General features: G+C 47.1%; 29 protein-coding genes. 2 read left to right on the top strand and 27 right to left on the bottom strand.

The window, feature by feature from the left end; genetic code table 11:
* Positions 1–2: 2 nt before the first annotated feature.
* Both L5L91_RS17640 and L5L91_RS17635 read right to left on the bottom strand, forming a co-directional pair.
* Positions 3–971, bottom strand: a complete 969-nt coding sequence (locus tag L5L91_RS17640; RefSeq protein WP_105251468.1) for a DUF2333 family protein — start codon at positions 969–971, stop codon at positions 3–5.
* Positions 972–982: 11 nt separating this feature from the next.
* Complete coding sequence (locus tag L5L91_RS17635; RefSeq protein ID WP_263237303.1) at positions 983–1465, bottom strand: copper chaperone PCu(A)C; 483 nt, start codon at positions 1463–1465, stop codon at positions 983–985.
* A gap of 33 nt (positions 1466–1498) precedes the next feature.
* On the opposite strand from L5L91_RS17635, the gene L5L91_RS17630 reads away from it, so the two are divergent.
* Positions 1499–2236: an enoyl-CoA hydratase gene (locus tag L5L91_RS17630; RefSeq protein ID WP_028761866.1), complete on the top strand. Its 738-nt coding sequence runs from the start codon at positions 1499–1501 to the stop codon at positions 2234–2236.
* 131 nt (positions 2237–2367) lie between these two features.
* Here L5L91_RS17630 and L5L91_RS17625 read toward each other — a convergent pair whose 3' ends face one another.
* The 3 genes from L5L91_RS17625 to dusA all read right to left on the bottom strand — a co-directional run bounded on the left by L5L91_RS17625 (position 2368) and on the right by dusA (position 4240).
* Positions 2368–2568: a PspC domain-containing protein gene (locus L5L91_RS17625; protein ID WP_113941528.1), complete on the bottom strand. Its 201-nt coding sequence runs from the start codon at positions 2566–2568 to the stop codon at positions 2368–2370.
* Between the two features lie 151 nt (positions 2569–2719).
* Positions 2720–3010 carry a hypothetical protein gene (locus L5L91_RS17620; protein ID WP_263164672.1) on the bottom strand — a complete coding sequence of 97 codons (291 nt, stop codon included), beginning with the start codon at positions 3008–3010 and terminating at the stop codon, positions 2720–2722.
* 210 nt (positions 3011–3220) lie between these two features.
* The gene (gene dusA / locus L5L91_RS17615) at positions 3221–4240 is read right to left on the bottom strand and encodes a tRNA dihydrouridine(20/20a) synthase DusA (RefSeq protein ID WP_263237300.1); all 1020 of its coding nucleotides are present in this window, start codon (positions 4238–4240) and stop codon (positions 3221–3223) included.
* Between the two features lie 108 nt (positions 4241–4348).
* Here dusA and L5L91_RS17610 point away from each other — a divergent pair, with 108 nt between their 5' ends.
* Positions 4349–5407 carry a tyrosine-type recombinase/integrase gene (locus L5L91_RS17610; RefSeq protein WP_263237299.1) on the top strand — a complete coding sequence of 353 codons (1059 nt, stop codon included), beginning with the start codon at positions 4349–4351 and terminating at the stop codon, positions 5405–5407.
* A 20-nt stretch (positions 5408–5427) separates the two neighbouring features.
* Here L5L91_RS17610 and L5L91_RS17605 read toward each other — a convergent pair whose 3' ends face one another.
* The 22 genes from L5L91_RS17605 to L5L91_RS17505 form a co-directional block, all read right to left on the bottom strand.
* Positions 5428–5679: a hypothetical protein gene (locus L5L91_RS17605; RefSeq protein ID WP_263237298.1), complete on the bottom strand. Its 252-nt coding sequence runs from the start codon at positions 5677–5679 to the stop codon at positions 5428–5430.
* Between the two features lie 383 nt (positions 5680–6062).
* Positions 6063–6275 (bottom strand): hypothetical protein, encoded by a 213-nt coding sequence (locus L5L91_RS17600; protein WP_263211224.1) that lies wholly within the window; start codon positions 6273–6275, stop codon positions 6063–6065.
* A gap of 25 nt (positions 6276–6300) precedes the next feature.
* Entirely contained in the window at positions 6301–8061 is a 1761-nt protein-coding gene (locus L5L91_RS17595; protein WP_263237296.1) for a hypothetical protein, read from the bottom strand.
* Positions 8058–8363, bottom strand: a complete 306-nt coding sequence (locus tag L5L91_RS17590; RefSeq protein ID WP_263237295.1) for a hypothetical protein — start codon at positions 8361–8363, stop codon at positions 8058–8060. Before L5L91_RS17590 ends, L5L91_RS17595 begins: the two co-directional genes overlap by 4 nt.
* Complete coding sequence (locus L5L91_RS17585) at positions 8356–9300, bottom strand: hypothetical protein (RefSeq protein ID WP_263237294.1); 945 nt, start codon at positions 9298–9300, stop codon at positions 8356–8358. Before L5L91_RS17585 ends, L5L91_RS17590 begins: the two co-directional genes overlap by 8 nt.
* A gap of 12 nt (positions 9301–9312) precedes the next feature.
* Positions 9313–11820, bottom strand: coding sequence for a hypothetical protein (locus tag L5L91_RS17580; RefSeq protein WP_263237292.1), 2508 nt, complete (start codon positions 11818–11820; stop codon positions 9313–9315).
* Positions 11821–11827: 7 nt separating this feature from the next.
* Positions 11828–12199, bottom strand: a complete 372-nt coding sequence (locus L5L91_RS17575) for a hypothetical protein (protein ID WP_012196693.1) — start codon at positions 12197–12199, stop codon at positions 11828–11830.
* Between the two features lie 38 nt (positions 12200–12237).
* Positions 12238–16152 carry a tape measure protein gene (locus L5L91_RS17570; protein WP_263237290.1) on the bottom strand — a complete coding sequence of 1305 codons (3915 nt, stop codon included), beginning with the start codon at positions 16150–16152 and terminating at the stop codon, positions 12238–12240.
* Positions 16153–16245: 93 nt separating this feature from the next.
* Positions 16246–16968, bottom strand: coding sequence for a hypothetical protein (locus L5L91_RS17565; protein ID WP_263169051.1), 723 nt, complete (start codon positions 16966–16968; stop codon positions 16246–16248).
* On the bottom strand, positions 16965–17390 hold the full coding sequence (locus tag L5L91_RS17560) for a hypothetical protein (protein WP_263169052.1): 426 nt from the start codon (positions 17388–17390) through the stop codon (positions 16965–16967). The genes L5L91_RS17565 and L5L91_RS17560 overlap by 4 nt, the downstream gene beginning before the upstream one ends.
* A gap of 33 nt (positions 17391–17423) precedes the next feature.
* Entirely contained in the window at positions 17424–17981 is a 558-nt protein-coding gene (locus tag L5L91_RS17555; RefSeq protein WP_263237289.1) for a hypothetical protein, read from the bottom strand.
* Between the two features lie 3 nt (positions 17982–17984).
* Entirely contained in the window at positions 17985–18329 is a 345-nt protein-coding gene (locus tag L5L91_RS17550) for a hypothetical protein (RefSeq protein ID WP_263237288.1), read from the bottom strand.
* Positions 18322–18645, bottom strand: a complete 324-nt coding sequence (locus tag L5L91_RS17545; RefSeq protein WP_263237287.1) for a DUF2190 family protein — start codon at positions 18643–18645, stop codon at positions 18322–18324. Before L5L91_RS17545 ends, L5L91_RS17550 begins: the two co-directional genes overlap by 8 nt.
* An 80-nt stretch (positions 18646–18725) precedes the next feature.
* Positions 18726–20810 carry a ClpP-like prohead protease/major capsid protein fusion protein gene (locus L5L91_RS17540; RefSeq protein ID WP_263237286.1) on the bottom strand — a complete coding sequence of 695 codons (2085 nt, stop codon included), beginning with the start codon at positions 20808–20810 and terminating at the stop codon, positions 18726–18728.
* Positions 20710–22293 (bottom strand): phage portal protein, encoded by a 1584-nt coding sequence (locus L5L91_RS17535; protein ID WP_263237285.1) that lies wholly within the window; start codon positions 22291–22293, stop codon positions 20710–20712. Before L5L91_RS17535 ends, L5L91_RS17540 begins: the two co-directional genes overlap by 101 nt.
* 46 nt (positions 22294–22339) lie before the next feature.
* Positions 22340–22549, bottom strand: coding sequence for a hypothetical protein (locus L5L91_RS17530; protein WP_263211251.1), 210 nt, complete (start codon positions 22547–22549; stop codon positions 22340–22342).
* 29 nt (positions 22550–22578) lie between these two features.
* Positions 22579–24576 (bottom strand): phage terminase large subunit family protein, encoded by a 1998-nt coding sequence (locus tag L5L91_RS17525; protein WP_263237284.1) that lies wholly within the window; start codon positions 24574–24576, stop codon positions 22579–22581.
* The gene (locus L5L91_RS17520; RefSeq protein ID WP_263237283.1) at positions 24551–25084 is read right to left on the bottom strand and encodes a terminase small subunit; all 534 of its coding nucleotides are present in this window, start codon (positions 25082–25084) and stop codon (positions 24551–24553) included. Before L5L91_RS17520 ends, L5L91_RS17525 begins: the two co-directional genes overlap by 26 nt.
* Positions 25038–25373: an HP1 family phage holin gene (locus L5L91_RS17515; RefSeq protein ID WP_012586805.1), complete on the bottom strand. Its 336-nt coding sequence runs from the start codon at positions 25371–25373 to the stop codon at positions 25038–25040. The genes L5L91_RS17520 and L5L91_RS17515 overlap by 47 nt, the downstream gene beginning before the upstream one ends.
* On the bottom strand, positions 25354–25599 hold the full coding sequence (locus L5L91_RS22745) for a hypothetical protein (protein ID WP_371135012.1): 246 nt from the start codon (positions 25597–25599) through the stop codon (positions 25354–25356). Before L5L91_RS22745 ends, L5L91_RS17515 begins: the two co-directional genes overlap by 20 nt.
* Positions 25484–25987, bottom strand: a complete 504-nt coding sequence (locus tag L5L91_RS17510; protein ID WP_263237282.1) for a hypothetical protein — start codon at positions 25985–25987, stop codon at positions 25484–25486. The genes L5L91_RS22745 and L5L91_RS17510 overlap by 116 nt, the downstream gene beginning before the upstream one ends.
* On the bottom strand, positions 25968–26501 hold the full coding sequence (locus L5L91_RS17505) for a lysozyme (RefSeq protein WP_263237281.1): 534 nt from the start codon (positions 26499–26501) through the stop codon (positions 25968–25970). Before L5L91_RS17505 ends, L5L91_RS17510 begins: the two co-directional genes overlap by 20 nt.
* Between the last annotated feature and the right edge of the window lie 95 nt (positions 26502–26596).

Below are 26596 nucleotides of genomic sequence, written 5' to 3'. Positions count from 1 at the left end.
AATTAACCTTGAGATAGCAAGTTCGTTAAATCAATCACCGCGGCATTCGCACGGGATACATAGTTAGCCATAACCAATGAATGATTAGCGACTAAGCCAAAACCGCTGCCATTCAGCACAACAGGGCTCCAGACAGTTTGCTGAGTCGCCTCCAGCTCACGAATGATCTGTCTTAGGCTTACTTCAGCATTTTTCTTCTTCAATACGTCAGCAAAGTCAACTTCAACTGCGCGCATAAAGTTCAACAACGCCCATGAAGCACCACGGCTCTCATAGAAGACATCATCAATTTTCCACCAACTGGTTTTTACCTGATGGCTGGTCAAATTTGGAGTTGATTGACGCGCCGAATTATCACCGGCTAGGTCTGTATTTAAGCGCTCTTGGCCAACGCTGGCAGATAAACGCTGCGACATACTGCCCAGACGTTTCTGCACTTCTTTCAACCATTCATTAAGGTTGTCAGCACGGGCATAAAACTGTGCATCTTGATTATTTGGGTCCATCATGCGGGCACGATAAAGCTTCAGCAATTTGATTGCATCGCGATATTCGCTTTCGGCACTCGGTACTAACCAGCTTGTGTGGTCAATATTGAGCTTAGATTGGGCTTCGCCTAAATCTTTGTCCGCCGCAGATTGTGACTGTGAGCGGCTAAACTCTTTACGCATAATCAAGGCTAAATCACGGGCTTGCTCCAAAGCACCATATTCAAATGCGGGCATGTTATCCATAAAGATGGAAGGTGGCATCACATCGTTTGATAGCCAACCACCTTGCTTATCGAGTAAATTTTCGACTGTGAGGATTAGCGATGTAGTAGTAGCGTACCCAACAATATTCTTATTGGATGCTGTTAATTGTTGAGGGCTAATTGGATCCGGTTCGATACTCCACCATACACTCACGCCATAACCGATTAATACTAAAAATAAACCGACCCCGGTAACTTTTTTCCATGTAATTTGCATCAAGCGACTCCTTAATGATGGTGATGATGCTCTTGCTCTGCGGCGTTTTCTACTGCTTTACTAACAGGCAGGGTAATTGCCATTTTCTCGCCACCGTCAAACTCTAATTGCAGTTCAACTTGTTGCTCTAACACCAATGGCGCTTTTAAGCCAAGCAACATGACGTGATCCCCTGACGGCGTTAACGTTAATGTGCCATGGGAGGGGATGTCAAAACCTTCAACATGGCGCATCTTCACCATGCCTTGGTCTTCGATAATCGTGTGTAATTGGGCATCCTTTGCCACAGTCGTACTGACACCGATAAGACGAATCGCTTTATCTGTGTGGTTTTCAAGCGTAAAGTAAGCGGCAGTATTTGGTACTGTCTCAGGCATGGCGCGTATATGACCTTCAGTCATGACTACGTTCGCCAACGCTGAAAATGATGCACAAGATAAAAATAGACAATTAAACAGCTGTTTGAATATTGGTTTCAATGTCTTAAACTCCATGTCTACCCAATGTCGTCGTAAAGGAAACAACCCATGAGTCATATACAGGTTCAGGATGATCAGGGCGTGCGTATTATTAGCTTTAATCGCCCTGATAAACGCAATGCACTTGATCTTAATATGTATAAACAACTGACAGAATACCTGATCGAAGGTGAAGCAGACAACGACATTCGTGCCTTTATGCTCCATGGCCAAGATAATTGTTTCACCTCAGGCAATGATGTTGCTGACTTTTTGAAAAATAGTGACTTAGGGCCAAATCATCCCGCAGTACGTTTCTTATTTTGTCTGCTCGAACTCAAAAAACCTCTGGTGGCTGCTGTTTCTGGTGCCGCCGTCGGTATAGGTACAACCGTACTGCTACATTGCGATCTGGTATACGCTGACAACACGGCGAAATTTCAACTTCCCTTCGTCAACTTGGCTCTCGTGCCGGAAGCGGGGGCTAGCCTACTCTTACCAGAACTCATTGGTTATCAAAAAGCGGCTGAGTTACTGCTACTTGGTGAAAGTTTTAATGCCGAGACGGCCCATAGACTCAATATGATCAACGAAATTGTGGCCCATGAAGATTTACTCAGTTATGCACTATCTCAGGCAAAAAAATTGGCAAATCAACCGCCACAAGCCCTACAAATCACACGTCAATTAATGCGTCCGCATAAAAATCGTGTACAACACCAAATGCACCAAGAACTTGAACAATTTAGCGCTAGGCTAAAAAGTGATGAAGCCAAAAGCAGATTTCAAGCTTTTTTGAAAAAGTAGTCTGCAAGGCAGTATGCACATACATTTTCGCATGAGGGTCAAAGTGCCCTCTTGTTGATAGGTTTAACTGCATCATTTTAAATCAAAACAAGCCACTTATTAGCTCATCAACGCCAGCCATCACTGCATGCTTAGGCTGGTTTTTTCCATTGGTCAACTAACAATGCTAAAACAAAGTAAATTAGCAAACTCACACCCGGCATAAATACAACTGCACCAGCCCACACCGCACGAGTCCAAAAACAAGACCAATCAAATTTCCACGCCATACCAGCGGCAACACCACACACTAATCGCTCTGGACTCTCCATACGCACTTTTAATCGTTTCATCTAAAACCTCGGCTCAGTTGATCGCTAACTTATTTATCATTAACACTATGCCACTGAAACCAGCAAATAATGCCTGAAAACAACGCAAGACTAATTACAGGTAACAGTAGCAATGTCATCAAAGGTGCTACAAACCACATAAGCAGATCCTTTACTTAGCGCTATATTCATCGGCACCTGCCGATTCACCTTTATTTTCAGCGTTTAAGCTAAGTTGACTGTTGAAGTCATACATACTTTCAGCCAGTTGTGTTTGCAATGACATCACAAATTCACGCTTTACACTGACGAACAATTCTTGTGTCTGCACAGTTAATGTTTGCTCAATAGTTCCCACAACATCTGATATTGGTGCGGCTTCTGCGTGTGCTGCAACGCTACCGACTAACGCGCCTAATAACACACTCATTTGTACTGATTTTTTAATGGTTAACATAAACATGATGGCATCCCTTTCGATTAATTAACTTGACGAAAGGAGTATTACAAACTGCGTGCCAACTTATAAAAACATTCTTAACAGCATGATTCTAATCACTTTAAAGTATTTTAAGTGAACAGGATGAGATATAGGAATGAATTGGGAAATAACAAGTGGTGAAAAATACTACTCAAACTAGTAAATTTCACCATCTTTTAAGTTGATTAGAAATCACTCAGTGACTTCAGCTTGAATACTCTGAAAAGCCTGTTTTACCACTTCTATCCCAGCGCCGTTTTTATGGGCATTTTCACTCAAATAACGACGCCAAGCGCGGGCACCTGGTAAACCTTGAAATAAACCTATCATATGACGAGTAATATGATTGAGCCGGCCACCAGACTGCAAATGCGCTTCAATATAAGGCAACATAGCCTCAATCACAGCCTCTCGGCTGATCACTGCTTTTTGACTGCCACACAATATTTGATCCACCTGCGCCAGAATATAAGGATTCTGATAAGCCTCGCGCCCCATCATTACTCCATCGAGCTGCACTAAATGAACTTGTGCTTGCTCGAGAGTTGTTACGCCGCCATTAATACCAATATTAAGTGCAGGATAATCACGCTTAAGTTGATACACACGCTCATAATCGAGCGGCGGGATCTCGCGATTCTCTTTTGGGCTTAACCCTTGAAGCCACGCCTTACGCGCATGGATAGTAAAATCCGTACACCCTTTTGCACTGACCACATCAATAAACTGGGTTAAAAACGCATAACTATCTTGTTCATCAATTCCGATACGCGTTTTCACAGTCACAGGAATATCAACGACTTGTTTCATGGCGTCAACACACTCAGCCACTAACTCAGGTTCCGCCATCAGACACGCGCCAAAGCGACCATTCTGCACTCGATCGGAAGGACAACCCACATTGAGGTTAACTTCATCGTAGCCACGCTCAGCAGCGAGTTTAGCGCAACGAGCCAAATCTAAGGGATTAGAACCACCTAACTGCAACGCCAAAGGATGTTCTTCTTGGTTATACGCTAAGTAATCACCGCGACCATGCAATATCGCTCCTGTTGTCACCATTTCCGTATACAACAAAGCATTAGCCGACATCAAACGTGCAAAATAACGATAATGCCGGTCTGTCCAATCCAACATGGGCGCAATGGAAAAGGTTCTATCGAGGGTTTTAGGCGCCAAACCTTGGTGCTGCTGGGTTTTATCTAAATTCATTATAATCCGAAAATTTGATATTTTTGCTAATTTTTACGCATTTTTGCACATTTTAACGTTGTCAGGTATCCTGAGAGGTATCCAAAATTATAGGACTGGGTACCCAAAATGGCGTTCTATGTAATTGATCCTAGAACTCGCGCTGATGGAACTACACGCTACAAATGCACAGTTAGGGTGAAGAAAAAAGGTAAGATAGTTTACAGCGATCACCAGACTTTTACAAAGCAAGCGGCGGCTGAGGCGTGGGCGAAGCAAGAAGTTGCCAAACTAGAGTCCGGCGGTGTGCCTGTTCCATTGGCTGATGGCATAACACTGCAGGCATTAATCGCTAAGTATGTTGATGATCCGCATATCAGCTTAGGCCGCACTAAGCTTTATGTGCTTAATATGTTAGCTGATAGCGATATTGGTAAGTTGCATATTGCTGATATCAAATCACATCACATTGTTGAGCATTGTAAATTAAGACGCGAAGCTGGTGCAGGGCCATCTACTGTGAATCATGATGTCAGCTATTTACGTTGGTGCTTGAAAATGGCTAAGCCAAACTATGGCTATGCTTCTTCAGAAATACCTGTGATCGAAGCTTATGAGACTTTACATAGCCAAAACCTTATCGGCAAGTCAGAACGCCGCTCGCGCAGGCCAACATCAATTGAAATTGAGAAGTTGAAAATAGGCTTGCTTGAAAGAGCAGATCAACGGGCTGCACACATCCCTTATATTGATTTGCTGGATTTCTCGATACTGAGTTGCATGCGTATTGGTGAAGTGTGCCGGATAACATGGGACGATGTAGATGAGGCACAAAAGGCCGTGATCGTTCGTGACCGTAAGGATCCGCGTAAAAAAGCAGGCAACCACATGTTGGTGCCTATGCTAGGTGGGGCTTGGGAGATACTGCAAAAGCAGCCTCGGAATGATGCGCGGATTTTCCCCTACAATGAGCGCAGCGTTACTGCAGGGTTTCAGCGGGTGCGTAACGAATTGGGCATTGAAGATTTACGTTATCACGACCTAAGGCGTGAAGGTGCCAGCCGGCTATTTGAGAAGGGATATAGCATTGATGAAGTGGCGCAGGTCACAGGCCATAGGAATATAAATACTCTGTGGCAAGTGTATACAGAGCTATTCCCGAAGCGGTTGCATGATAAAGATGTTTGAATAGTTTCAGAGTAAGATATTCAAACTTGTCTGATAATAATTTCACGACCAGCGATAAAAGTGTCTATTGTGTTAAAAAATCCGGCTCTGACATCGTTATCAGACTGCTCCATCTCACGAGAAATTTCATACAATGAAACTCCGCTATCTAACACTCCAGAACGGGATTTTAGATATCGAACCGCAGTTCTGAGTCCGTCCAGATACTGAACGCTGTTAACGTCTATTTCGTGACGATCTTTTACTGTTACTACAAGTTTCAGACTGTCCATATCAGCTCCTAATGATTTCGACTATGCAGAATATGTAGTCGTATTTCATGTTAGAAACGATACGATTTCAAACTCATCCTGTCAATTCATAAAAATATTAAGGTATTGTTTTTTAAAACAATTAGTAGTCCATAGGACTACTATCCACTATTAAATCGATTTATTGTTAGTGCATTACAATAAAGTGAGATTAATTTCAGAGAAAATTAATTAACACCCTAATTTTGCACAAAATACATATGTCTTTGTTAATGATTGTTATGCAAAAATTTTGATCCTTTGTGAGCGCTTTTCTGGATGACCGAAAATCAAAATGTAAATAAGTGTAAAGAAACTTATTGGGCATAAATTGGAGTGGTGTTTCAAGTATTTTCCATTAATAACTAAACCTCTATCTCCACAAATGGCAAGTCGGGTGCTGTTCCTAGCACTCTGCCATCTTGTACGTAGATGTGATCGCCAATGGTGCCTGAGCCAATGGCGCGGATAGTGTGACCGCTGGCACTGCTGGCGGTGACAGTGCCATCGGCGTTTACGGCAGCTACTGTCATGATCATCCGTGGCAATACTAACGCTGTTTGAAGTTGTTTAAGCATGGTGCCTCGCTGACTATTAGCAGAATTACGTGATTGAGCGGATCACTGTAATGGATTGTTCGATATCGATATCACCGCGATCACTGACGCTAGCGCGAATACTCCAACTATCACACGTTCCTTTAAAGACTTCGGCGCCTTCGCGGATACCAATCAACATGCCAGGCGTTGCGGGTGGCAAATCAACCATAACGGGCAAGGATAGCGTGACGTTGAGCTTGTCGCCTGTATCTGCCAGCGCATTGGTGCCAGCGATGCGCGCCGCTTGGTTATCTACGATCAACTGAGCGCTAATATCAGCTGCGGGAATATTGCCCGCGCTGCCAGTGCGTTTCACCTTGGCGCTAATCCCCTGTTGTTCACCACGCAGCCACACTACATCACACAACGGATTGCGGGAGACTGATTCGTTGTAATTGGTGATCACGGCATCGTGCACTGTCAGGTCCGGTACCGCTGTTGCCATTTCCCACGGCACTGTTGGCCAGCGGGGAATGATTGTCAATTTACGGGTGGCATCATCGGCTAAGATCATGCAGCCCAATTGGCTTGCTGCTTCATTAATCGCGTCGATCGGTGACTTGTTACCCACGCTGAACGCGCCTGCAGGGACGCTAAAATCTGGTATCCCGCTTAGCTCTGCAGTCCAGCCTGTGTTTTGCAACAGATCACCAATAATACCGCCAAGGCTGCGCAAGACAGTGTTGGTGTAGCTGATAGGCAAACGATAAGGCGATGACAACTCTGCGGCACGCGAACGGCCTGTGCTGCTGTGGGTTTCAATCCCAAAGGCTTTACTGGCGCTTGGCTGCTCGGCAATGGCATAAAACTCATAACCGTTGATGGTGATCAGCAATAGCTCATTGTGGGCACGCTGCGCATCGATACGGCTTGAGAACTCAAGGCTAACCGACCTCGCCCACTGCCCACGGCTTTGGCTAATGCTCACACTGGTGATCACAATCGGTAAACTGTCTGATACTCGCACGCATGTGATCGTTGGCTGCATTAAGTAGTACCTGCGGATTTGTGGTTCAATCGGGATTTTAAAATCGATATTGGGTAATGTCGGGTTGCCATCGATGAGGCCGCCGCCATCGTCCCAGTAGCAATAGTTCGGTGAGGCCGTGAACCGTAAAACAATTGGGTTTGGTTGTGTAGATAATGGCTCATTAAATCGAAGCGTCACCTTACCAACTGGAGGGCGGTACTTGGTAGAGCAAACCCAGCGCGGTTCGTGGAAGCCCCATTTAATCGACTTTTCTTCATCGACCACAAAACCACGGTACTGAATAATCAATAGGCTTTCTTGGTCTTGACCGTCTATCCACACGACTGCAGTCTGCAACTGGTGCGCGGCAATATCCAGCCAGTTAATTGATGATTGTATTTGATGCTCATCGGGCACAACCCAGTTAACGCTTAATGTGACTTGATGATCGATTGGCAGCGACCAATTAATGCTGGTGTTTGTTTGGGTATCTAGATTGAACAACCAATGGATTGATAAAACTGAATCGTTTGCAATGTTGGATAACCATACTGAATCAATTGCAATTTCATCAGCGTTGTAGTTTTCCCACGGTGATTCAATTTTAGATTCAATATCACTTGAGAACTCAGCCAACAATAACGCTTGTTCGGCTGCATCAAGCGTGAACCAACTGAACCCACACTCGATACCAAATGAATTATCAACAACAACTGGTGTGTCAATAAACCTTATTGTTATTGGGCTGACCGCATTTAACCAAGGTGTATCAAACCGTATTATTGTCGCTGTCATGATCTGATATTCACAAGATTACCGTCTATTAATTCAGCCTTTACACCATCAACGAACTTGGCATTATAGATACGGTCACGGTCTGTTATACCCACAATCAATTCACTACTCGTGGCATACTTAACAGGTACAATGGTTTTGAATGTCCCACCGTTTGTACTGAATATTTGATAGAAACCATCTGTAAAATGTCTATCAAATATAATCACACACTCGGCATCTGTATCCACATCAACCTCAAGCAATGCTTGTGTCATTACAGTTGGTAAGCCACCGATTACGTTTATAACGATACTAGACATACCATTCACCACCCAGTGATATAAACGCATTCGCCTTTTGCATTCCGGTAACAAGAAGATAATCAATACCTTCGAATGTTCTGATTACTGGTAATGCTGCATCTTTATAACCACTAAATTGTGTCTTAAATAATCCAGGGATAGTCCCTCTGCACGCAGGGTTCGTAACTAAGCCAAAAGAGCTATGAATAATTGACACTTTTACTAAATTAACGGGTACACCAATTTGTTGTGGGTCAATTACATTACCCTGATATGCATAACCAACATCGGGTAGCCAATCTGTTGAATATCCGAAAACAGTTGAGCCACCGTTGCTCTCATATAGAGCACATCTAGGTGTGCTTTGTGACGAACCGATGTTAACCTCATAACCAGTATAAGTACTGTCAAGTGTAGGATCGCCACATGTTACTAATGTAAATATCCCCATATCATTTGGTACAAACGACTCTATATCACCAATGAAAAAATACTCACGATATGCAAGTACACTCGTCGTTGACGAATTATTAAGAGTCTCGCCTGATTCTTGTATCAACCAAAAACCTTTACTGGTGCCAACAACCATCCACCCACGGACAGTTCCCAGACTATTAGAGGTCATCATTACGCGATAACCTGCCTTTTTAAAAAAAGCGTCTATTGCTGTAATTGAATTTGCACACGTTATACGCAATGCGGCATTAATAGCATCACTGCCTGAATGGGGTTGAAACTGAACAGCCCCACCAGAACCACCATCGGCAACGTTGTTTTTAAAGACAACTTTATTGTTTGCAGCATCTTCAAAGTCAAGTGTCCAACCAAGTGGTTGTTTTTCACCATACCCCTCGACTAAACACTTTTTCAGTACAGTAATCCAACCGCTTGGTTTAGTCGGAATTGCAGGTGCTCCCGCATCCGTATTTCGATAAACAGTTACTGGTAATCCCATTGCATCCCCCTATTAAGATTCATTGCCACGGAACGCAAGCACGGCGCGGTCGGTGGTGATTTGACTGTGACCGCTTTGCACTGTGCGTAATAACATCACGGGTTTACTCGCGGCGTAACTCATAAAACGAATGGCTTCACCTTGTTGCCAACCCGCACCAAATGCGCCAGCACGAATAATAAAGTACGGCTGCAGGGTTAGTGGGTTAACGGGGGCAAAGTCATTAATCGTATCGCCCGTGGCAATTTGACCAAGGCGACGACCAACACAGCGGAATGCAGTTGCTGAGGTGAAGATCAACACCCAGTCCTCATTTACTGCAGTGTCGTTGCGTACCTCAATGGGGAAATCAACGGTATTCATGTTGCCTGTAGCGGGTGAACCATCGAGGTCCCAATTGTTAGCCCACGCACTCATATCCCGCACCGTGCCGATACGGGCCTGTAAGTCACCCAAATTTTGCACACTCGATACATTGGCACCGATTGGATAAGTTTGGCTTAATGGCGATGCCAGTATTAGCGCCTGTGCTTGTACGTCTGTCACTAGCGCAATTTCGCCAATGGTATCGGTCAGAACGAATGGCGCGGTAAAGCCCGTAAAATCGCTATTGAGAGTGACAACACCTGTTGCTTTAACCCATGTGTAATGGGTATTAGTCAGCGTCCAAAGTGATTTACCCTCAGCATCGGTAATATCGACAAAGCGCGCATTAGCGCGAGCGTTGTAGGTTTGGGCTGGCGCGGGACTGCTCACCACTTGTAATTCAGTGTGCTGTACAGATACGGTGTTCCACGCAGTAAACGCATTCACCACACCGCCGTTTTTAATCCGCAGTGGATTAAGCCCGTATAGTTCGGGTGGCGGTGATAGTGTGACTGTTTCAGTAATATCGTACCGTAGTGATGACAGGTAAACACGTTTAGTGAATGTCAGTGATACAGCACCATTAACGATGTTACCGCTTACACCTGCACCTGTGACGACACCCGCACTGTCAGAGCTTGCACTCATTATTGTGTCATCGGTTGCGGCAACGGTAACATAAAACGTGTCGAGGATTGGCTCGTTTGTCTTGAGGATAAATTCAACTGTCAAGTCGCCCGGTGGTGTTACTTCACCCGGTACAGTTTCGACTAATAGACAGTTATATGTATAGGTAAAATCACCACGAAAGTCGGGGTTTTTAGTGACCACACCTGTAGTCGCATCCACGTATGCAATGACATTACTGTTGCTTTCAATCAGCGGTACGGCAGTGATATCTGATACGATAACACCACCACCCATCCGAATGTCACTCACACCATATGCTGTATTTACAAATGTGACTCTACCGCGCAATTGCGCGTTAACCATCAGTCTATTGGCTGGAAATGGAGCAGTACTATAATAGGTGTCGTACTTTTCATCACTTATATAACTGACACCAATACTATAACCAACTGGTGGTGTGTATCCGGTGAATATCACAGTTACAGTTGTACCAACAACACTAACACTAGCGTTTTGAGCCCACGCACCTGTGTATCTGACATTCTGCACACCACTGTCATTAAACCAATTCGATATTAATAGGTCGGCTAGTTCGAAAATGTATGTGCTTTGCCCTGAAACAGATGGTAATGATACGGTCTTATAATACATTGATGGTAATGTACTCGCGCCACCCACCACACCACCCTGTGAATCTTCAACACCTTCCAAAGCATTACCAGCACTGACGGATACAGACTTCACTTTCGGTAGCAGTTCAACAGATGTGGATTCAACAGCCAACAGTGATGAATTTGCAGCAGCCGTCAGCTTGGTAACACCATGATACCTAATACCATCGTTTTCAGATGTATAACGTAGTTTTGTGCAACCTGACTCACCATTGATTGTTATATCGTAGTTAGGTGTATCAAACGGTATTGCCGGTTTAAAATGCACCAATCCACCAGTACCACCAGTCACTGTTTTTTGAATTTGGCAAAAATGTTCGAATCGAGGATATAGCGCATTCTCGGCACCTGGGTACTCCACAGATATAACAACGGTCTGGCCTTGCACAAGTGTTATATTTTCATAAAAATCAACACCATTGAATTGATATATGCTCTGCAAATATGGCCGAGGAAATGTATCCTGACCCGCAAGTAGCCCAATCAGTCGATTGCGGATCAACTGGCCAGCACGAACGGATGATTCTAGAATCTCCACCATATCGGTCATGCGGTCGGCGTCGTCTAACGTAGCGGCCTCGGCAATCAATAAACTGACCAGAACATCGGTGGGCTTTTGGCTGATAAACACATGACCATCGAGCAAAATTGATGTGTCAGGGGTATCAAGTGCGGGATAACACTTCACAATATCAACCGCAGATTGCGCGTGATCTATGTCTGAAATGGCGCGAAACAGTTCGTTTAGCTTGCCAGACTCAACCGCCAGCTTTGTACGTTGTCCACCCGCATCATCGCTTGAGCCCAATTGCTCTGGTTTGAATACTTTTAAATCAGCGCGAGAGATTGCCATAGATAGCCTATAAAGTCAGAAACTTAAGAACCACGTTAGTGAGCTTTTCAAACCCGCCAACTTCGTCAAATAAATCCTCACCCGTTATGGGTGAGCCTGCGGTGTTATCCCAAACCACGTTATAACTGGTGCCTTCATAGGCCAACGTGAAGGCGGTTAACGTAATGGCGGCATGGGCTTTTAATTGTTCAAACTCAGTGCGCAGCATCCATCCAGATTTGGTGCCTAACTCCATGGCAATACCGGCTGGGATAATGGTTTGCTGCACCAATGGCGCGCCGTTTAAGGCGCGCTTCATGTTGGCCGCAACGCGGGGCGTGTTGTCGCGGTTTAGCCACAGCAAATCCACCGCGATATCGTTCTCATCGATGGTTGTCATAGGGACCTTTGATTAAATGGGGCGAATAACAGGATTGGCTAACCGCCAACAGATTGCAGACGTTTGATCTCGTTCATCAATTCGGTGACGAGGCTGCGCTTCATTTGAGCGTTAAAGGTGCTATTGCCAACCTGCAGTTGCAGCACTTGCATATCTGAAGTGTTAGCCACAGATTGCGTGCTGGTTTGAGTGTTGACTTGCGTGTTAACGGTAGCGGTTGCTTGAGTTTGAGCCTTAGCAGTCGCAGCACTGGCTTCGGCTTGCTTCTTCGCCTCGGCAGCGCTTTGCTTATCGGCTTCTTGCTGGGTTTTAATTTCAGCGGTACGGAACTCATAAACTTGCTTTAACGTTCGTTCTGCTTCGCGCAAATCGGCAATAAGCTGCTGGTCACCTGTACGTTCAGCAGCAACAAGTTGCTGCTTTAGGTCGGCAACTTGTTCCTGATAGCGGCGTTTTTCTATTTCATCTTGGCGGCCAAGGTAGCCATCAAGCTCATCCTGTAGCGACTTAAGCGTAGACTCGGCACTATCGCGCAGAGAGTCCATGCGCTGTTTGGCGCTGTCCAGTGCGGAAGTGAGCAAAGACATATCTTGATCATTCACCAGATCAAGCGCTTTAGTTGCCCGTGTTGCGCTGTTGATAATACTGAGATTTGCTTTATCAGTGTTATCGAGTGCATCCACTAGATTAAGCAGTTCAAGCTTTTGGCGGTAATAGGCACGTTCGGCAACCTTGCCGGCTTTCTCTGTTTCAAGTGCCCAGGTGCGAAGCCCGACAAAATCAACCGTTTTAGCTAACGTGTTATCAAGCTCATAGATAACACCCGTTAAACGTTCTATTTCGTTTTCGACTTGGCCAAGATCACCAAACTCCTTTTTCACGTTCTGCACACCATAAACAATGGTGTTGAAGTAACGCGCAGCGCCATCACTTAAGGCTTTAACGTTGTCATAAACGGCGGTACCAATATCGGCAAAGTATTGAGCAATAGACTGCAAGCCAATGCCAGCTTGTTCGGCTGACTTTTCTACCGTATCCATGGTATTAGATATGGTGGTACCTATTTCTGTAGAACCTTTTTTTACATTATCAGCCGTTTGTTGAGTGTTATCACCTAGGCCAGATTGGGCATCTTTTAAACGAGAATATTGCGCAATCAGTTTATCGATATCGCCAGCAAGCCCCATAGTCGCAGCTTGCTGCCTTAGGCTAGCCTCAACCTGCCCATCACTGGCTTGACCTACTTTTAATGAGGCTTGTTCAGCCTTAAGCGCGGTTTCAGCATATTTTAAAAACGCTTGGTTTAGCTCATTGGTTGACGCAGTGCCATCCTTAGCGCCTTGTTTAACTTGATCAAATGTCTTTTTAGCCTCGGCAGCTTGGTCACGCAAAACCTTAAGTGTGGTGATGCCAGCCTTTGCCATTGCCAATTCGTAATCGTTGGCAGCTGTGGAGGTTTTTTTAATTTCAGTAGATAACTGAGTTTGTGCTTTTGCCAACTCAGCGGCCGTTTTCTTGGCGTTGTCTTGGGCTGTTTTATAGTCCTCAACCGATGCTTCACCCGCAATAAATGCATCACGCACTTTAGTGAGTTGATCTTGCGCTAGCTGATTTTGCTCGTTGCGAAGATTAACCGTCGCCGTTGAGAGGGCAGCATTTGAGGCCGCGAGTTGATTTTGTTTATCAAGCTGCGATAACTGCACATCACCGAGGCGCAATGTGGCGTTTTCAAGTTGGATCTGCGCGGCCTCAAGTTCAGCAAGGGTTGCTGTACCTGAGTTTTTTAATGCGGTGTAATGCTCTTTAGCCGCCTGTTCGCGAGCCTTCCATGCATCAACTTCTTTAGTTGCGGCTTCATTGGCTTTTTCGGCCGCTGCCACCGCTTGTTGACTCGCTTCTATCTGTTGCTCAAGCTGGCTTTTAACCGCCGCTTTTACCTTCTCGGCATTATTAACTTGGGTCTGAGTGGTGCTATCCGAGTCTAAACGGATATCCACACCCATTTGTTTAAGTGCAGCGGTTGCATCACGGGAATCTTGCTCGACTTGATCAAGATAAGCCTTAGAAACAGCCTTAAGCGCGTTCGCTTTGGTTTGAAATGTTTGCGCTAACTCATCACCACCAAACGTGCTAATGACCGTAGCCCAGCCTTGCAGAATGAGGGCGAACACACCACTTATTGCGGCACCAAATGTAGCCACCACAGAGGTGAAAACATTGAAAACTAACCTTATGGAACCAACAACGACATTAAGCCCAGTGGTAAAGGCTGTGATGTTTTCCATCGTCGCCTTGAGGCTTTCGCCACCATCGCGCAAGATGGTTTTAAAAAAGTCGCTGATATCTTGTGCTGCAGCCTTAATCTTGCCGCTTTGATTTAACTGATCAAAACTCGTGTTAATGTCTTTGAGTAAATCAATCGCCACTTGATAGGCGCCAGAATCAGCAATGATCTGCTTGAATGACTCCCACTTATTCGAGAGAAGATTTAACTGACCACTTAACCGATCAAGACTTAATGCCGCTTGACCATTGGCTTGCTTGCCCATTTCGTCAAACAGTTGTTGCATCACATCACGGCCAAGCTTGCCCGCTTCACTCAGCTTGCCCAGTTGGACGGTATTTTTACCTGTAACTTTTTCCAGCAAATCCCACACAGGAACGCCGCGCTCTACCAGCTGCAGGATTTCTTCACCTTGCAGCTTTTGCTTTGCCCACGCTTGGCCTGTGGCGAGAATGATACCTTCTAGCTTTTCTTGGCTACCGCCTAGCTTAGCGTTGTAATCAACCATCGATTGCAAGGCCCCATTCATGGGGTCGATACCGAAGGTTTTTAACGAGGCGAAAGCTTGCTTAGCACTATCGAGCTGGGTACCTGTGCGGTTAGCAAAATCCTTGATCCACGAAGTTGCTTGCTCACCACCCGCAATACTGCCCATCATGGAAGTCATTTGAGCACTGAAAGATGCCGCTTTATCGCCTGCAGTGAGGATTGACTTTAGGCTTTCCCATAGGCGATCTACGCCAACATAGGCACCAGCCATGGCAAGCAATGAACCCGTGGCGGCTTTAATGCTACCGCCAAAATCACTTGATGATTTTTTGCTTTCATCAAGCAATTTATTGTGACGAGCAAGCTTATCGTTTACGCCCTTTACCGCGATTTCAGCGGCGGCTTGCTGGGTCTTTAAGTCTTTGCTGGCATCAGCCAGCTTACCCATATCAATACCGGCTTTATTGAGCACGGTTTGTTGTTTGTCTAGCTCCGCCTTATTGCGGCCAAGGCTAGATCCGAGTTGATTTAACTCAGTGCGCGCGCTTTTAACCTTAAGTGCATACTCGGCCTTTTTCTGGCCAGCCTGATCAACTTCACCACTTAATTGCTTAAGCTCAATGCGTTCTTGCTCAAGCTCGCTCGCCAGTTGGTTAGCACTGGTAGCGGTGTTTTTTTGCGCCGTTTCGAGTTGTTGTAAATCGGCATTCGCGGCAGCAAGGGCTTGCGCTTGATCTTTACTGGCTTGTGCGCCTTTATCTTGCGTCGCGGTTAAGCGATCCACCTCAGCACGGGCAGCAGCAAGCTGTTCATCATATTTGCTTAGTTCAGCAACGGTTTGGCTGTATTCAGTTTCAAGCTTACTGGTTGAGGTTGCCGCCTCTTTTTGCGCCTGCTCGAGCTGCTTTAAATTCTGCGCGGCTTGCTTTTGCTCTTTGCTGAATTGTTCGAGCGCGCGCGAGCCATCGATAAACCCCTTTTCGCCTTTAGTGATGGCGGCGGTGAGATCATCAATCGCCTTAATTGCAGCCTGTTGCTGCTTTAAATCATCTAGGCGTTCGTTTAAGACTTCACTTTGGTTTGCTAACTCTTGCAATGCCTTTTCTGATTTAGCCGCCTCGCTTGAGAACAAGTCGCGGCCTTGGATGATCAGGTTGATTACTTGATCTTTAAAACTCATGGCATCACCGATTGATAGGAATTAACAAACCAAAATAAAAAGCCCACAACACATGGATCACATGCTGTGGGCTATAGGGGAAAATCTTTCGACTTATGCAGCGCTACGAACGAAGAACTTAGACTTACCCGTGGCAACGATTGACGTATCGGCTAATACTCCGCCTTCAATATCGAAGGATCCGAAGTCTTCTCCGATGAGGTCCATGCCTGCGGTAGGGCTTGGGCTCCACTTGAAGAACTTAAGCACCCAAGGTTTACCTGTGGCATCGTTTACGCCATCAATCACCACAGGCACCACGGCACCTGACTCGGTTAATGCTTGCATCGCGTTACCGGCTTTTTTGGTGTAAGTCACTTTAAGCGCTTCACCCTCAGTGATATCACCGCTCGATAGCGCACGGATACCGCCAGCACTCACAACGTAGTCGGTATCTTTGACATACGTTGTTGCGGCAGTTGTATCAGTTACAACTGGGTCAACAGTGGTATCAATCATAAAGGCGGTATCGGCTAAGCCGTCCAACACTGCGTTGATGGTTTCAGGTGTAGAAAGCGCACCAGCAGTAAGCACTTCCACCTTGCCACGCAGAGCCATCGCCATGTTGGCATTGCTAAAATCGTTCATGGTGAAAGATAGTTTTACCGATTTTACCTTGGTAATTTCAGCGGCATTACCGCCACCGCCACGGTAGTTTGGTTGGGATTTTGTATCTTGTTCAATGGCAATTTTAACGCCTGAGGCGTTGCCAACATCGCGGCCAGCAACATACACGATGCCTGAGCCGATGTAACTTTCGGTTACTGTTTCACTCATAGTGAGTCTCCAAATTTAACGGTATTAACAAGGGATAGGGTGATAACCGCTAGGCCATGTTTTTCATGGGCTTCGGGCATGATGTACTTGCAGGGCTCAGACTCTTTAAAGCTGATCACCAATGGCAACCAACTGGGTTTCTCGCTATTACGTTCATCTTTATAGAACGCACTGCGAATGGCGCGAACCAAGTTAATGAGATCGGCTGTCGGTTTGGTTGACTTGGTTAGATTGATACCCGCTACCACTTGCAGCACTAGATCATCTTTGTATTTATCGATGCCATTTTTGCTATCAAATCCATCGGTATACGGCTGCAAAAAGATAAACTTCTTTTCAGATGCGACCGATTGCACATAAAAACCTTCACGTACAGTTGCGCCGTCAACCAGCGCGAGGCGGTCTAAAATTGCTTGGATCATGGGACTGTCCTTTCGGTATTTATCCTTTAGGCATTAACGATTAGCGTACTGGCCATATTTATTTCGCAGATGAGCAATAATCGGCGGCTCAATATCGTCGCGGATTTTGCTAAAACTGCCTGCCACTGAAGGGCCGTACATCGCTTTTTGTCCTTTAAGCTTGCGCCAACTGTTATCGCCTTTCTGGCGTTGGAACATGATTTGATTGCCATTGCGGCCAATCAGGGTAAAGGTGCCTTTAAACCATGTAGGTTGATTGCGCAGCGCACTGATCATGTGACCGTCAGGCCGAGATCCGCCGTTCTTTCCGGTTCGGGTTAACGCTCTGGCATAACGGGTTAAAGTGCTGGCACGATAACGAGCGGTGATAAAACCTTTTAAACTGCGTGGGTCAAAACTGACAGACAAATGCTGTTCAATGTAACTGCGGGAACGGAAACCATAACGAGCAAATATGGCATCTACAGCCGCCTTTTCACCAAACTTTACGGCGTCCTCAATTGCCCTATTAATTGCTGGCACTTGTGCATCACGAATGCGGTTAAGTTCCTTTGTTACCGCCTCCATGCCTTCAATCTTTATGCGTGCCATTGGCTAGGCCTCAAGCGGAATATAGATAAAGGTCACGCTGACCGAATCCATGCTTACCCGTTGGGTGAGGCGTCCTTGCTGGGCGCTAATGCCCTCACCTATCGCAAACTCATCACCAGAATTTACCGCCCCTTCGGATTGTAAAAACTCGGCACGACTGATTAGCTCGGGAATATATTCATTAGACGAGGCCGCAATTTCAGCGCCGTTATCATCCAAACTCACCAGGCGAGTAAATGGCGCTGAACCATCGCTTGGGGTAAAAAGGCACGGATCAGCCAAACGCTGAAACAGCCGCACCATTTTACCCCGCACGCGATCGGCAAAGTGGTTGCCAACGTTAGGCATTGATTTTCACCAAGACGCTGGTAGATGGGTTAGCCGCAGCAGCCCACGCCTTACCAACTAGGGTATTGTCGGTGGCGGTGGTGGTAATGTTTTTGGCTGTATTGTCCCAATACACGTTCGCGCCTTTGGCAATCGCATCCGTGGATTTTTTAGGCAATTCAAACACACCTTCGGTTACACCTGTACCTTCGGTATCGGCGGCAATGGCGCCAATCGCCACAATTAGCAATGTGGCCAGTAATACGGCCTCGCCACTGGCAACAGCAGCAGTGGGTGTAAAACTGATGGTCTTGCCATCTTGCACATAATTTTTCATGAGAGTGTTCCTACTTAAAAACAAAACTGAATAAAAAAGGGCTATCGTTTGATAGCCCATTTATGTCGGTTTAGCGCTGTTTACACGCCTGTTGATTTCGACAATCCACGGTAATCAAGCGGTGCAACACCCGCATCGATGCGTACTTTGGTCGCTACGCCGTCGATAGTGAAGCCTTGTTGCTGCTCAATATAAGGCGTGTCGATACCATCAAGATAAGCCACCTCAATGGTGTCGCGGCCTTGTCCAGCGGAAAGGAACCATTCTTTATCGCTATGATCATCCAAACGAGCCTCGGCAATCACTTCGGCAAAGTTTTGGATGGGGTTAGCGATACCCGCGTTAACATCGGCACCTTTAACTGAGCTGGACTTGATGATCTGGTTCATGGTGGTTTCAAGCGCTACAGGACACAGTACAAAATCAGGGCGAATATTCAGGGTGCGATCGCCTGATTTTTGCTTACGCATCAACTGGCGGTTAGCATCGAGCGCAGCAACACTTGGTGCACCGCTGCCTAAGTTGCCGTGGCTTGCGTGGAACAGCGCTATGCCATCAGCCATTTTGGGGTTTTGAGTGAGTACTGCATACACTAAGTCGCCAATGGTGCCCTTGGCAGCAAAGCCCATTTTCATTGGGATATCAGTCAACATACTCATATCGTCGTTAATGATGGCTTGGCGGGTAATGCTGAACAACTCGCCATAGGTAGCCAGTGCGATTTGTTGCGCATGGTCGCCTACAGTAATGTACTGATATTCAGCGCCTTCACGCACTTGGCGCAGACTATTAAAGTCACCAAGGCCGACACGCTTGGCAATCTTAAAGTCACCTAACTGGCCTTTCTTGGTCCAGCGTTCAAAGGTTTCTTCGGCGGTTTCCCAGCCCATTAACACTGACTTATTCGCCACATCCAACAGGATATTGCCAAAGTCGCTTGAGCTGTGGGTAAAGGCTAATCCGACCATTTGCATTGGGTTCATGCTGGCGATACCAATGCCACGGTCCACTAATGACGCACGCGCCAGTTCGCGCAGGTTATAACTGGAATAACCATTCTCGGATTCGACTTTGGCGTGGCCTGAGCGTGCCATTAAGTGAGCGCGGATCGAGTCACCAACTATATTGCCGTTACCCGAGTGGATAATAGTACGGTTTGGCATGGTCGCTGCTGGCGTGGTGTTTTCGCCCAACTTTGCCAAAATGCGGTCTTTGGCAATTTCAGCATTGATGTTGGCATCCGCTAAACACTCATTCTTCAGATCAGTCAATTGCGGGAACGCAGCGAACGCAGCATTAATGCCGGTCATACGCTGAGTATTAAACGCAATCGCAGCCGCTTGAATGGTTGCTGCATCAGGTTGAGCTGCAAGCGGTGCAGGTGCAGGAAGTTGAGCATTAGGTGCAGCAATTGGCGCAGGAGCAGGAATAGAGGTATTACCCTGCATTGCAAATAGTGCTTTCAGTTTGTCAGGCATGTTTTCATACTCCTGGAGTCGTTTTGTATCAATGGATGCAGCTAGCTGCAAAGGTTCAATAATTTGGTCAGCCAACCCAAGCGCAACGGCTTCTTGAGCACTTAACCAAGTGTCTTCTTTAAAGAATTGGGCTAGCTGTTCTTCACTCAATTTGCCCTTGGCTTTGTCTTGATAAGCCTTACCCATGCTGGCACGCCATTTGTCTAGTAAATCAGCGTATTCGCGCAAGTCCTCTGCGGTCCCAACTGCACCGCCCCAATTGCTATGGATCATCAAAAAGGCGTTTGATGGCATGATCACAGTGTCAAAAGCCATGCAAATCACACTGGCCATTGACGCGGCGATGGACTCAATACAAATTGACTTTTGGCAAGGCCACCGTGCGAGGATGTTATAGATAGCCATCCCATCAATAACATCACCGCCACCGGATTGGATGTAGGCTTTGAGCTGGGTGATTTTTCCCATTGCCCGTAAATCTGTAGCAATTTGTTTGGCGGTAAAGTCCCAGCCAACATCACCATATAAAATCAATTCAGCCACGCCGCCAGCAGCGGCTTTCATACTGTAGAAGCCGCGCTTTTCATTACTCGTTGTCTGACTGTTGCCTTGCGGCTCGATCAGCGCTCCGTTTGGCAGCATTGCGCTTAGCGCTGCTGCCGCTATTGCTATCTTGGTTTTCTTCACTGGTTTGTTCTCCAAGTGTCGGGTCGGGGTCATTGGCCGTGACCATTTGGTTTTGGCGGTTGTATTCCACCTCGCGTTTACGCTGGCGTTTCACTTCCGCAGGATTACGGCCACGGGCTCGCGCCCACTCGGCCTCGGTAGCAGCGTTGCCGGCTATCATCATTTCCCAGCCTTCGGCCTCTTTACGTGGATCAATCCATGGCATGGTGGGGCCGTAGTACACGGCATCAAACAAGGTGCGCATGTCGAGATCAGGCGGCAACACTAATGGGTCCTGCTTGTTGAGCATTTCCATTTTTAAGAAGTTGCGGAACACAGGCCGCGACCAGCCAGCACAAAACCATTGCTGCATAATGCGGTTCGATTCGTCTTGCTCAACTAGCTCTTGGCGCTGGCTTGAATAACTGCCTTTGTAGTCACGGGAAATACTGGAATAACTGCCACGGCTACCCGCTGCAGCAGCTTTTAATTGCCCATTGCGAAACTCAACTAAGTGCACATTAGGCCGATTAGATTCAATCATCCCGACATCTTCACCGGGCTTTAAATCGTCGAAGGTCATGCCAGGTGCAATAGGAATTTCACGACTTGACGATTCACCGCTTTGGTCGGCTTGAAACATAGTCGCATCGCCGCGCTTGATGTAAAACGCCAGCGCAGCGGCAATCCTTGCGGCTACGCGCTCGGATTCTTCATAGTCTTTAATATCGCCGAGGCGAGTTAAAATGCCATGGAATAACGACACGCCGCGCAGCTGGTGCAAGCGTTTGAACAATCCCAAGTGCATCATGCTCGATGCGGGTACCGCTTTAGTTTTGTAGCGAAAGCCAACCTGATCCGCTGGGTGATCCAGCAATACGTGATAGTTAACTACTTGGCCCCAGCCGTTCACCTCAAGCCCTTGGCGCACCCGCTTTGCTGGTTCGTTTAACTCGTAGGGGATAAAGTCTGCTTCTAAGGCTTCAATACTGTATTGAGTGCCTTGCTCGTTTGGGTGGCCGAACTTAGGCACTTTACCCATCACATGCTGGCCGAACACATCACCATCACGCAGGGCGCTACGTAACACTAGGCGCTCTAATTCAGGGCGACTAAAGCGGCCTGTCACATCACACTTAAGCGACCATGCGCCGAAACGGCGTTGTATGTCGTTGGCTAAGTCATCTAGGATTTCACCGCTAATACTGCGTGGCTGGGGTTCAACTACAATCCCTTGGGCACCGATCACCCGTTCTTCCATGCGGTCGAGAATACCGATACTGAGATCGTGATTTTCATCTAACCAGCGCGCTTGCTCACGCAGGCTTTTACCTGCTGCAAATACCGCTTGGTTTGCCCCGCGACTTTCCTTTTTAGCGCGATGCGTGCGGCTTGGGCTGGCAGCTTCATACCCTTTCAGGTTGCGGTAGCTCATTGCTGCCGCTTCACGCTGTAATGCTAAACGCGGGGCAAATATCGCCAGCGCATCATTGATAATGCTCATGTGTTGCTCCGACTTATATTTTTAGAAGTGCCCTATTAATGCGGCCTTAGTTGTTGAAACTGGCGTACTTAACCCCGCCCTGTGGCCGACTAAAGCCATTTAATCGGCGCTCCCACTCAAGCCGACCTTTGCGGATTTCGCCTAGGTCCTCTGTGGTCATCGTCTTGCCGTTGATCGTGGTTTGCTTGCCTGCCAACACATCAAGCTCAGCCTGAAAGTACGCATCGATCATCAGTTGGCATTGGGTTTTGGTCATGCTGTTATCCTTGGCTTTATTGGCATTAACTACAGCCAACCGCCAGAACTGCCACCACCGCCACCGTTTAGGTAAGCAGCATTCGCATTGGCCTGTTTTGCGGCTTTGGGTTTAGGTTCTTTGGGTTGGTCGCTTGATATGGCGATCGGGGTAACTTTTGAAAGCTTGTCGAGGTTGATGCCGAATTTCTCTATCGCGATATACAGCGCGGCTAGGGCGTAAACGAAACAATCTAGTGCCTCGTTGCGGCGCTTGCCTGCAGACCATTTATAGATAACGCGCCCTTTGTCGCGCACTGGCACCTTGCGTTCACTGGTGAGCTGCTGCAGCTCAACGTCATCACATACCGCTTCGTTTAACGGGAAGTGAATCGCACCAGGTTTGCGCACATCCACATCAGGGGCAATTCGCAACATCGACATCAACAGCTCTTTGGCGTTGTCGGTGCCGACCTCCGTTAAGTACACGCCTTTGGCGGTTCGCTTGCGGGGGAAGTTGGCGATCGGCTTGCCGTAAACGTTGGCACCTTTAATGGGTATCACCCGCATCAGTCCAAGCTTTTTACTCATACTGTAGACTTCATCGGTATAGTTACCGCCTGAGTCCCAACATGTTGTACCGATATTAAGTATTACCCCATCGGCACGGGCATAGCTTTTAGCAATACGCTCAGCCACTTTGTCTGTTAATACTTGGCTTGCAGGTTCACCATATAAAATAAATCGGTCAATTAATGCCGCCTCTTTACCCGCGCCCCAGCCCCAAATGCGGCCTTCATAACGGTCGTCTTGGGTGTCGATACCGCAAGTTAAATACACCACCCAGTTAGGCACTTTGCCACTCGGGTACATTTCGCGGCGCTTAGCTAAATCTTCCCACTCTAAACGCTCGCCGTTGTCGTTATCCCACGGTTGGCCTAGCTTAGTGTTGACGAAAGTCTGCAGCTTTTCTTTATCGCCTTTGGCTTTAAAGAACTCAGTAACCAGTTTCGCCCAGCTGTTGAGCGAGTTATAGGCCGACCAGATATGAATCGAGATATTGGGTGGTGTGGTGATGTCGTTTCCGTCGGCATCATAAAAATCTAAAAAGTCGCCGGTGCGGATGCCGGTGTTTTCGCATATCCAAACCGCGCTTTGGTGCAGCTCCATATCGTCGAGCTGATTGTTTTCGATGCAGCAACCACAGTGCTCGCATAGGTAATATGCGGTGCTTGGGTCATGCTCGCCCTTCTCATTCTTGCGCCACTTAATACCAAAGGGTTCTTCGGGGCCGCCCCACTTTAAATCCTGCAGTTCGTCGCAGTGCGGGCAAGGCAAGTTGAACCTAAAATAGTGCGGTGATTCGCTGCAGGCTTTTTCAATCTGGCAGGTACCGAGCACTTTAGGCGTTGAACCGCGAATCGACTTAGGAAACATCGACAGTTCGATACGAGTATCACCAAGCGATGTGGCGTTACCTTCGTGCTCGATGGATTCATCAAAACCCGCTAACTCATCGTAGATCACATCATCGGTGGAGATTTCTCGATAGTTCGCTGCAGCGGTACCACCGCGCACCATCAGCGTTTTGCCGTTGGTGAAAATCTTATCTTCTAGCGTGCTGTCTTTATGTTTGCGCCCCATCCAAGGTGCAAGCGATCGCCAAACAGGGATGTCACGAATCGCCGTTTCAACGTGCTTTTTCATGAAGGTTTTGGCTTGACCATCACGAGGTTGATAGATCAACACGTTGCGCTTTTTGTGCTCAATCTTGTAAGCAGCATTAGCCATCAGCATTTTGGTGTAACCGACACGCGCTGACTTCATTAAGTTAAGCGTGCTGATTTGGTCGTTACCCATGGCATTAAGAATGCCAATTTGAAACGGTAAACTTTCCCACTTGCCCTCGGTGTAAGAGGACTCAGACGACATGTAAAAGTGCTCGTCGGCATATTCAGAACAAGTGAGCATGGGTGGGCGATAGAACGAACGCAGCCCAGCAGCAACGGCAGCTTTCAGATTTTTAATCTGCGCGGCCGATATACTCATCTAATAAACCCTCAATGCCCTCCGCAAGATCGGCGGCGGTGTTTTGGCTTTTAATCACCTCCGCTTTGATAGCGTCGATTGTGCGTTCTGGAATGTCGGGGAATTTGCGTTTTACCCGTATGTGTATTTGATCGAGCACTGGGGCAATTTGCGCAGCAATGCGATTTAGCACAAAGGTGGCAAACAGAACCTCTACCACTTCTTTACGGTCTTTTTCGTTTTTAAGCTCTTGACCGTCGGCTTGTGCTCTGGTTAAGCGCCAGCGTTCGAAGTCGATATTTGGCGCATCTGGATCATCTTCATCTGGTTTAGTGATGGTTTTTTTGCGCTCGTTGGCAAGTCTGTTACCCACCACATCGGCCATTTTGTATAAACACACGCGACCGAGCTTGCTGTGCACTGGCACGTCCCACTTATCAAACGCTTGGGTGCTGATCTCAAGGCTTTTGCATAGGTCGGTTTTACTCAGTAGAACAGGCTCGGGTGGTGATGGTTGAATGCGTGCCATGGTGTTCATCTACCTGTTTTAACAGTGCTGCTTTCAGCTGCATCTCCGCTCGGTGTAACTCTTGGGCGCGTAGTTCGTCCTTATCTGTTTGACGTTGCTCACGGCGGCGGCGCAACTCCTGATAAAAAACGTTGGCTAATAGGGTGACGAGCGCGAAGAATATCCCGAGCAAAATGGCGATTTCATTCAACGTAAACGCACCTCCAATTGTGCTCATGAGCGACGATACATAAGCGCTAAACGTCAGCGATTTTTGAGTGGTCACATCATTAATGTATGGATTGTTCATGCTGTTTTTCCGTTCGCCATGTTTCGATGTTATGCAAATCGGTATCACACTTGGTGATCACGGCTAAAAGTTGAATGATGCAATCGGGCAGATCGGCATTAGCGTCTGAACTACATTCGGCTGGCAGGCACTGGCTCATTAATGATTGCGGCGGTAACACATATTGGGTCTGCTTGGTGACTACGGTGCGCGCAATAGGCGGCGTGCTTGAGCAGCCGCTTAACATCATCAGGCACAGCAGTATTAGCCCAACTTCGGGTTTGTTCATTGGCTGAGGTCCTTAGTTTTTTAATGGCTTCTCGCTGATCGGCAAGCTGGCGATCAATCTCAGCCTTAGCTTTAGCGGTTTGTTCATTGAGCGCTAAGGCAAAGGCGTAATCCTTAGCGAGCCTGTCACGTTCTTTGGCCTGCGCTTGCAGTTCATCGGTAACGACGGTGAGATCATCTTGCAGCATTCGCTGGTTAACGGCGGCCGTTTCAATCTGCGAGGTTTTTAACGCGAGATCAGCTTTAACTGCGGTAAGGCTAAGGCCAAGTAGCGTTATCACTATGATGAGCGCTGCGATTAAATACAGGTGCAGCGAGCCAGTGGCATTAATGATTTTGTTCCACATATAAATCCTTTAAGCAGATTTTACGTTCTTTTTTGCGGCGTTCGACTAAGCCAGGCAACTTGATATCAGCGGCATAGACAAAACCATTACAGCCGTGTTTACCGCAGGCCTCGGTGAGCTGGTGACAAGCTGCCACCCGTTCGCCGCGCAGTAACAATTTGCGCAAGGTGGAGGTTTGAAAGTTACCCGCGCCAAAGTTATAAATCAGACTGAGATAAGCAGCGTGCTCACCTTCGGTAAGTTGCACCGGATACGTTAGCCGCCGCAGCTGCCGATCGGCTTTGCCTAAATCCTTGGCGTACATTTCAATGCATTGCTGCTCGCTAAAAAACTGGTTGAGCTCAAGCTCAGGACCAGTGTGCCCAAAGCAAGCGGTAATAATATCCACCGGATCCAGATAGGTGTGCAAAATGGGCTCGCCGTTCGGCGCTTCGGCGGGGGCAATCAAATTAGCCCCCGCCAGCGCGACAGCAGAAGAAAGCCCCAGTGCCATGAGCTTTTGCTTTAATGACATAGGTCAGTCTCCTTTAAAATGAGGTTAGCCTTAGCGCGGCCAACGGTTAGATCAACGGTGAGGTAGCCGCCTCTAACAGCTGATGTTTTTAGTGT

This window comes from Shewanella sp. SM55, assembly GCF_025654025.1.
Lineage (GTDB): Bacteria > Pseudomonadota > Gammaproteobacteria > Enterobacterales > Shewanellaceae > Shewanella > Shewanella oncorhynchi.
This window is presented reverse-complemented; position numbering and strand designations above follow the sequence as displayed.

Coding starts and splice junctions, on each gene's coding strand:
- L5L91_RS17640 (WP_105251468.1), bottom strand. CDS start 971: ATGCAAATTACATGGAAAAAAGTTACCGGGGTCGGTTTATTTTTAGTA.
- L5L91_RS17635 (WP_263237303.1), bottom strand. CDS start 1,465: ATGGAGTTTAAGACATTGAAACCAATATTCAAACAGCTGTTTAATTGT.
- L5L91_RS17630 (WP_028761866.1), top strand. CDS start 1,499: ATGAGTCATATACAGGTTCAGGATGATCAGGGCGTGCGTATTATTAGC.
- L5L91_RS17625 (WP_113941528.1), bottom strand. CDS start 2,568: ATGAAACGATTAAAAGTGCGTATGGAGAGTCCAGAGCGATTAGTGTGT.
- L5L91_RS17620 (WP_263164672.1), bottom strand. CDS start 3,010: ATGTTTATGTTAACCATTAAAAAATCAGTACAAATGAGTGTGTTATTA.
- dusA (WP_263237300.1), bottom strand. CDS start 4,240: ATGAATTTAGATAAAACCCAGCAGCACCAAGGTTTGGCGCCTAAAACC.
- L5L91_RS17610 (WP_263237299.1), top strand. CDS start 4,349: ATGGCGTTCTATGTAATTGATCCTAGAACTCGCGCTGATGGAACTACA.
- L5L91_RS17605 (WP_263237298.1), bottom strand. CDS start 5,679: ATGGACAGTCTGAAACTTGTAGTAACAGTAAAAGATCGTCACGAAATA.
- L5L91_RS17600 (WP_263211224.1), bottom strand. CDS start 6,275: ATGCTTAAACAACTTCAAACAGCGTTAGTATTGCCACGGATGATCATG.
- L5L91_RS17595 (WP_263237296.1), bottom strand. CDS start 8,061: ATGACAGCGACAATAATACGGTTTGATACACCTTGGTTAAATGCGGTC.
- L5L91_RS17590 (WP_263237295.1), bottom strand. CDS start 8,363: ATGTCTAGTATCGTTATAAACGTAATCGGTGGCTTACCAACTGTAATG.
- L5L91_RS17585 (WP_263237294.1), bottom strand. CDS start 9,300: ATGGGATTACCAGTAACTGTTTATCGAAATACGGATGCGGGAGCACCT.
- L5L91_RS17580 (WP_263237292.1), bottom strand. CDS start 11,820: ATGGCAATCTCTCGCGCTGATTTAAAAGTATTCAAACCAGAGCAATTG.
- L5L91_RS17575 (WP_012196693.1), bottom strand. CDS start 12,199: ATGACAACCATCGATGAGAACGATATCGCGGTGGATTTGCTGTGGCTA.
- L5L91_RS17570 (WP_263237290.1), bottom strand. CDS start 16,152: ATGAGTTTTAAAGATCAAGTAATCAACCTGATCATCCAAGGCCGCGAC.
- L5L91_RS17565 (WP_263169051.1), bottom strand. CDS start 16,968: ATGAGTGAAACAGTAACCGAAAGTTACATCGGCTCAGGCATCGTGTAT.
- L5L91_RS17560 (WP_263169052.1), bottom strand. CDS start 17,390: ATGATCCAAGCAATTTTAGACCGCCTCGCGCTGGTTGACGGCGCAACT.
- L5L91_RS17555 (WP_263237289.1), bottom strand. CDS start 17,981: ATGGCACGCATAAAGATTGAAGGCATGGAGGCGGTAACAAAGGAACTT.
- L5L91_RS17550 (WP_263237288.1), bottom strand. CDS start 18,329: ATGCCTAACGTTGGCAACCACTTTGCCGATCGCGTGCGGGGTAAAATG.
- L5L91_RS17545 (WP_263237287.1), bottom strand. CDS start 18,645: ATGAAAAATTATGTGCAAGATGGCAAGACCATCAGTTTTACACCCACT.
- L5L91_RS17535 (WP_263237285.1), bottom strand. CDS start 22,293: ATGAGCATTATCAATGATGCGCTGGCGATATTTGCCCCGCGTTTAGCA.
- L5L91_RS17530 (WP_263211251.1), bottom strand. CDS start 22,549: ATGACCAAAACCCAATGCCAACTGATGATCGATGCGTACTTTCAGGCT.
- L5L91_RS17525 (WP_263237284.1), bottom strand. CDS start 24,576: ATGAGTATATCGGCCGCGCAGATTAAAAATCTGAAAGCTGCCGTTGCT.
- L5L91_RS17520 (WP_263237283.1), bottom strand. CDS start 25,084: ATGGCACGCATTCAACCATCACCACCCGAGCCTGTTCTACTGAGTAAA.
- L5L91_RS17515 (WP_012586805.1), bottom strand. CDS start 25,373: ATGAACAATCCATACATTAATGATGTGACCACTCAAAAATCGCTGACG.
- L5L91_RS22745 (WP_371135012.1), bottom strand. CDS start 25,599: ATGTTAAGCGGCTGCTCAAGCACGCCGCCTATTGCGCGCACCGTAGTC.
- L5L91_RS17510 (WP_263237282.1), bottom strand. CDS start 25,987: ATGTGGAACAAAATCATTAATGCCACTGGCTCGCTGCACCTGTATTTA.
- L5L91_RS17505 (WP_263237281.1), bottom strand. CDS start 26,501: ATGTCATTAAAGCAAAAGCTCATGGCACTGGGGCTTTCTTCTGCTGTC.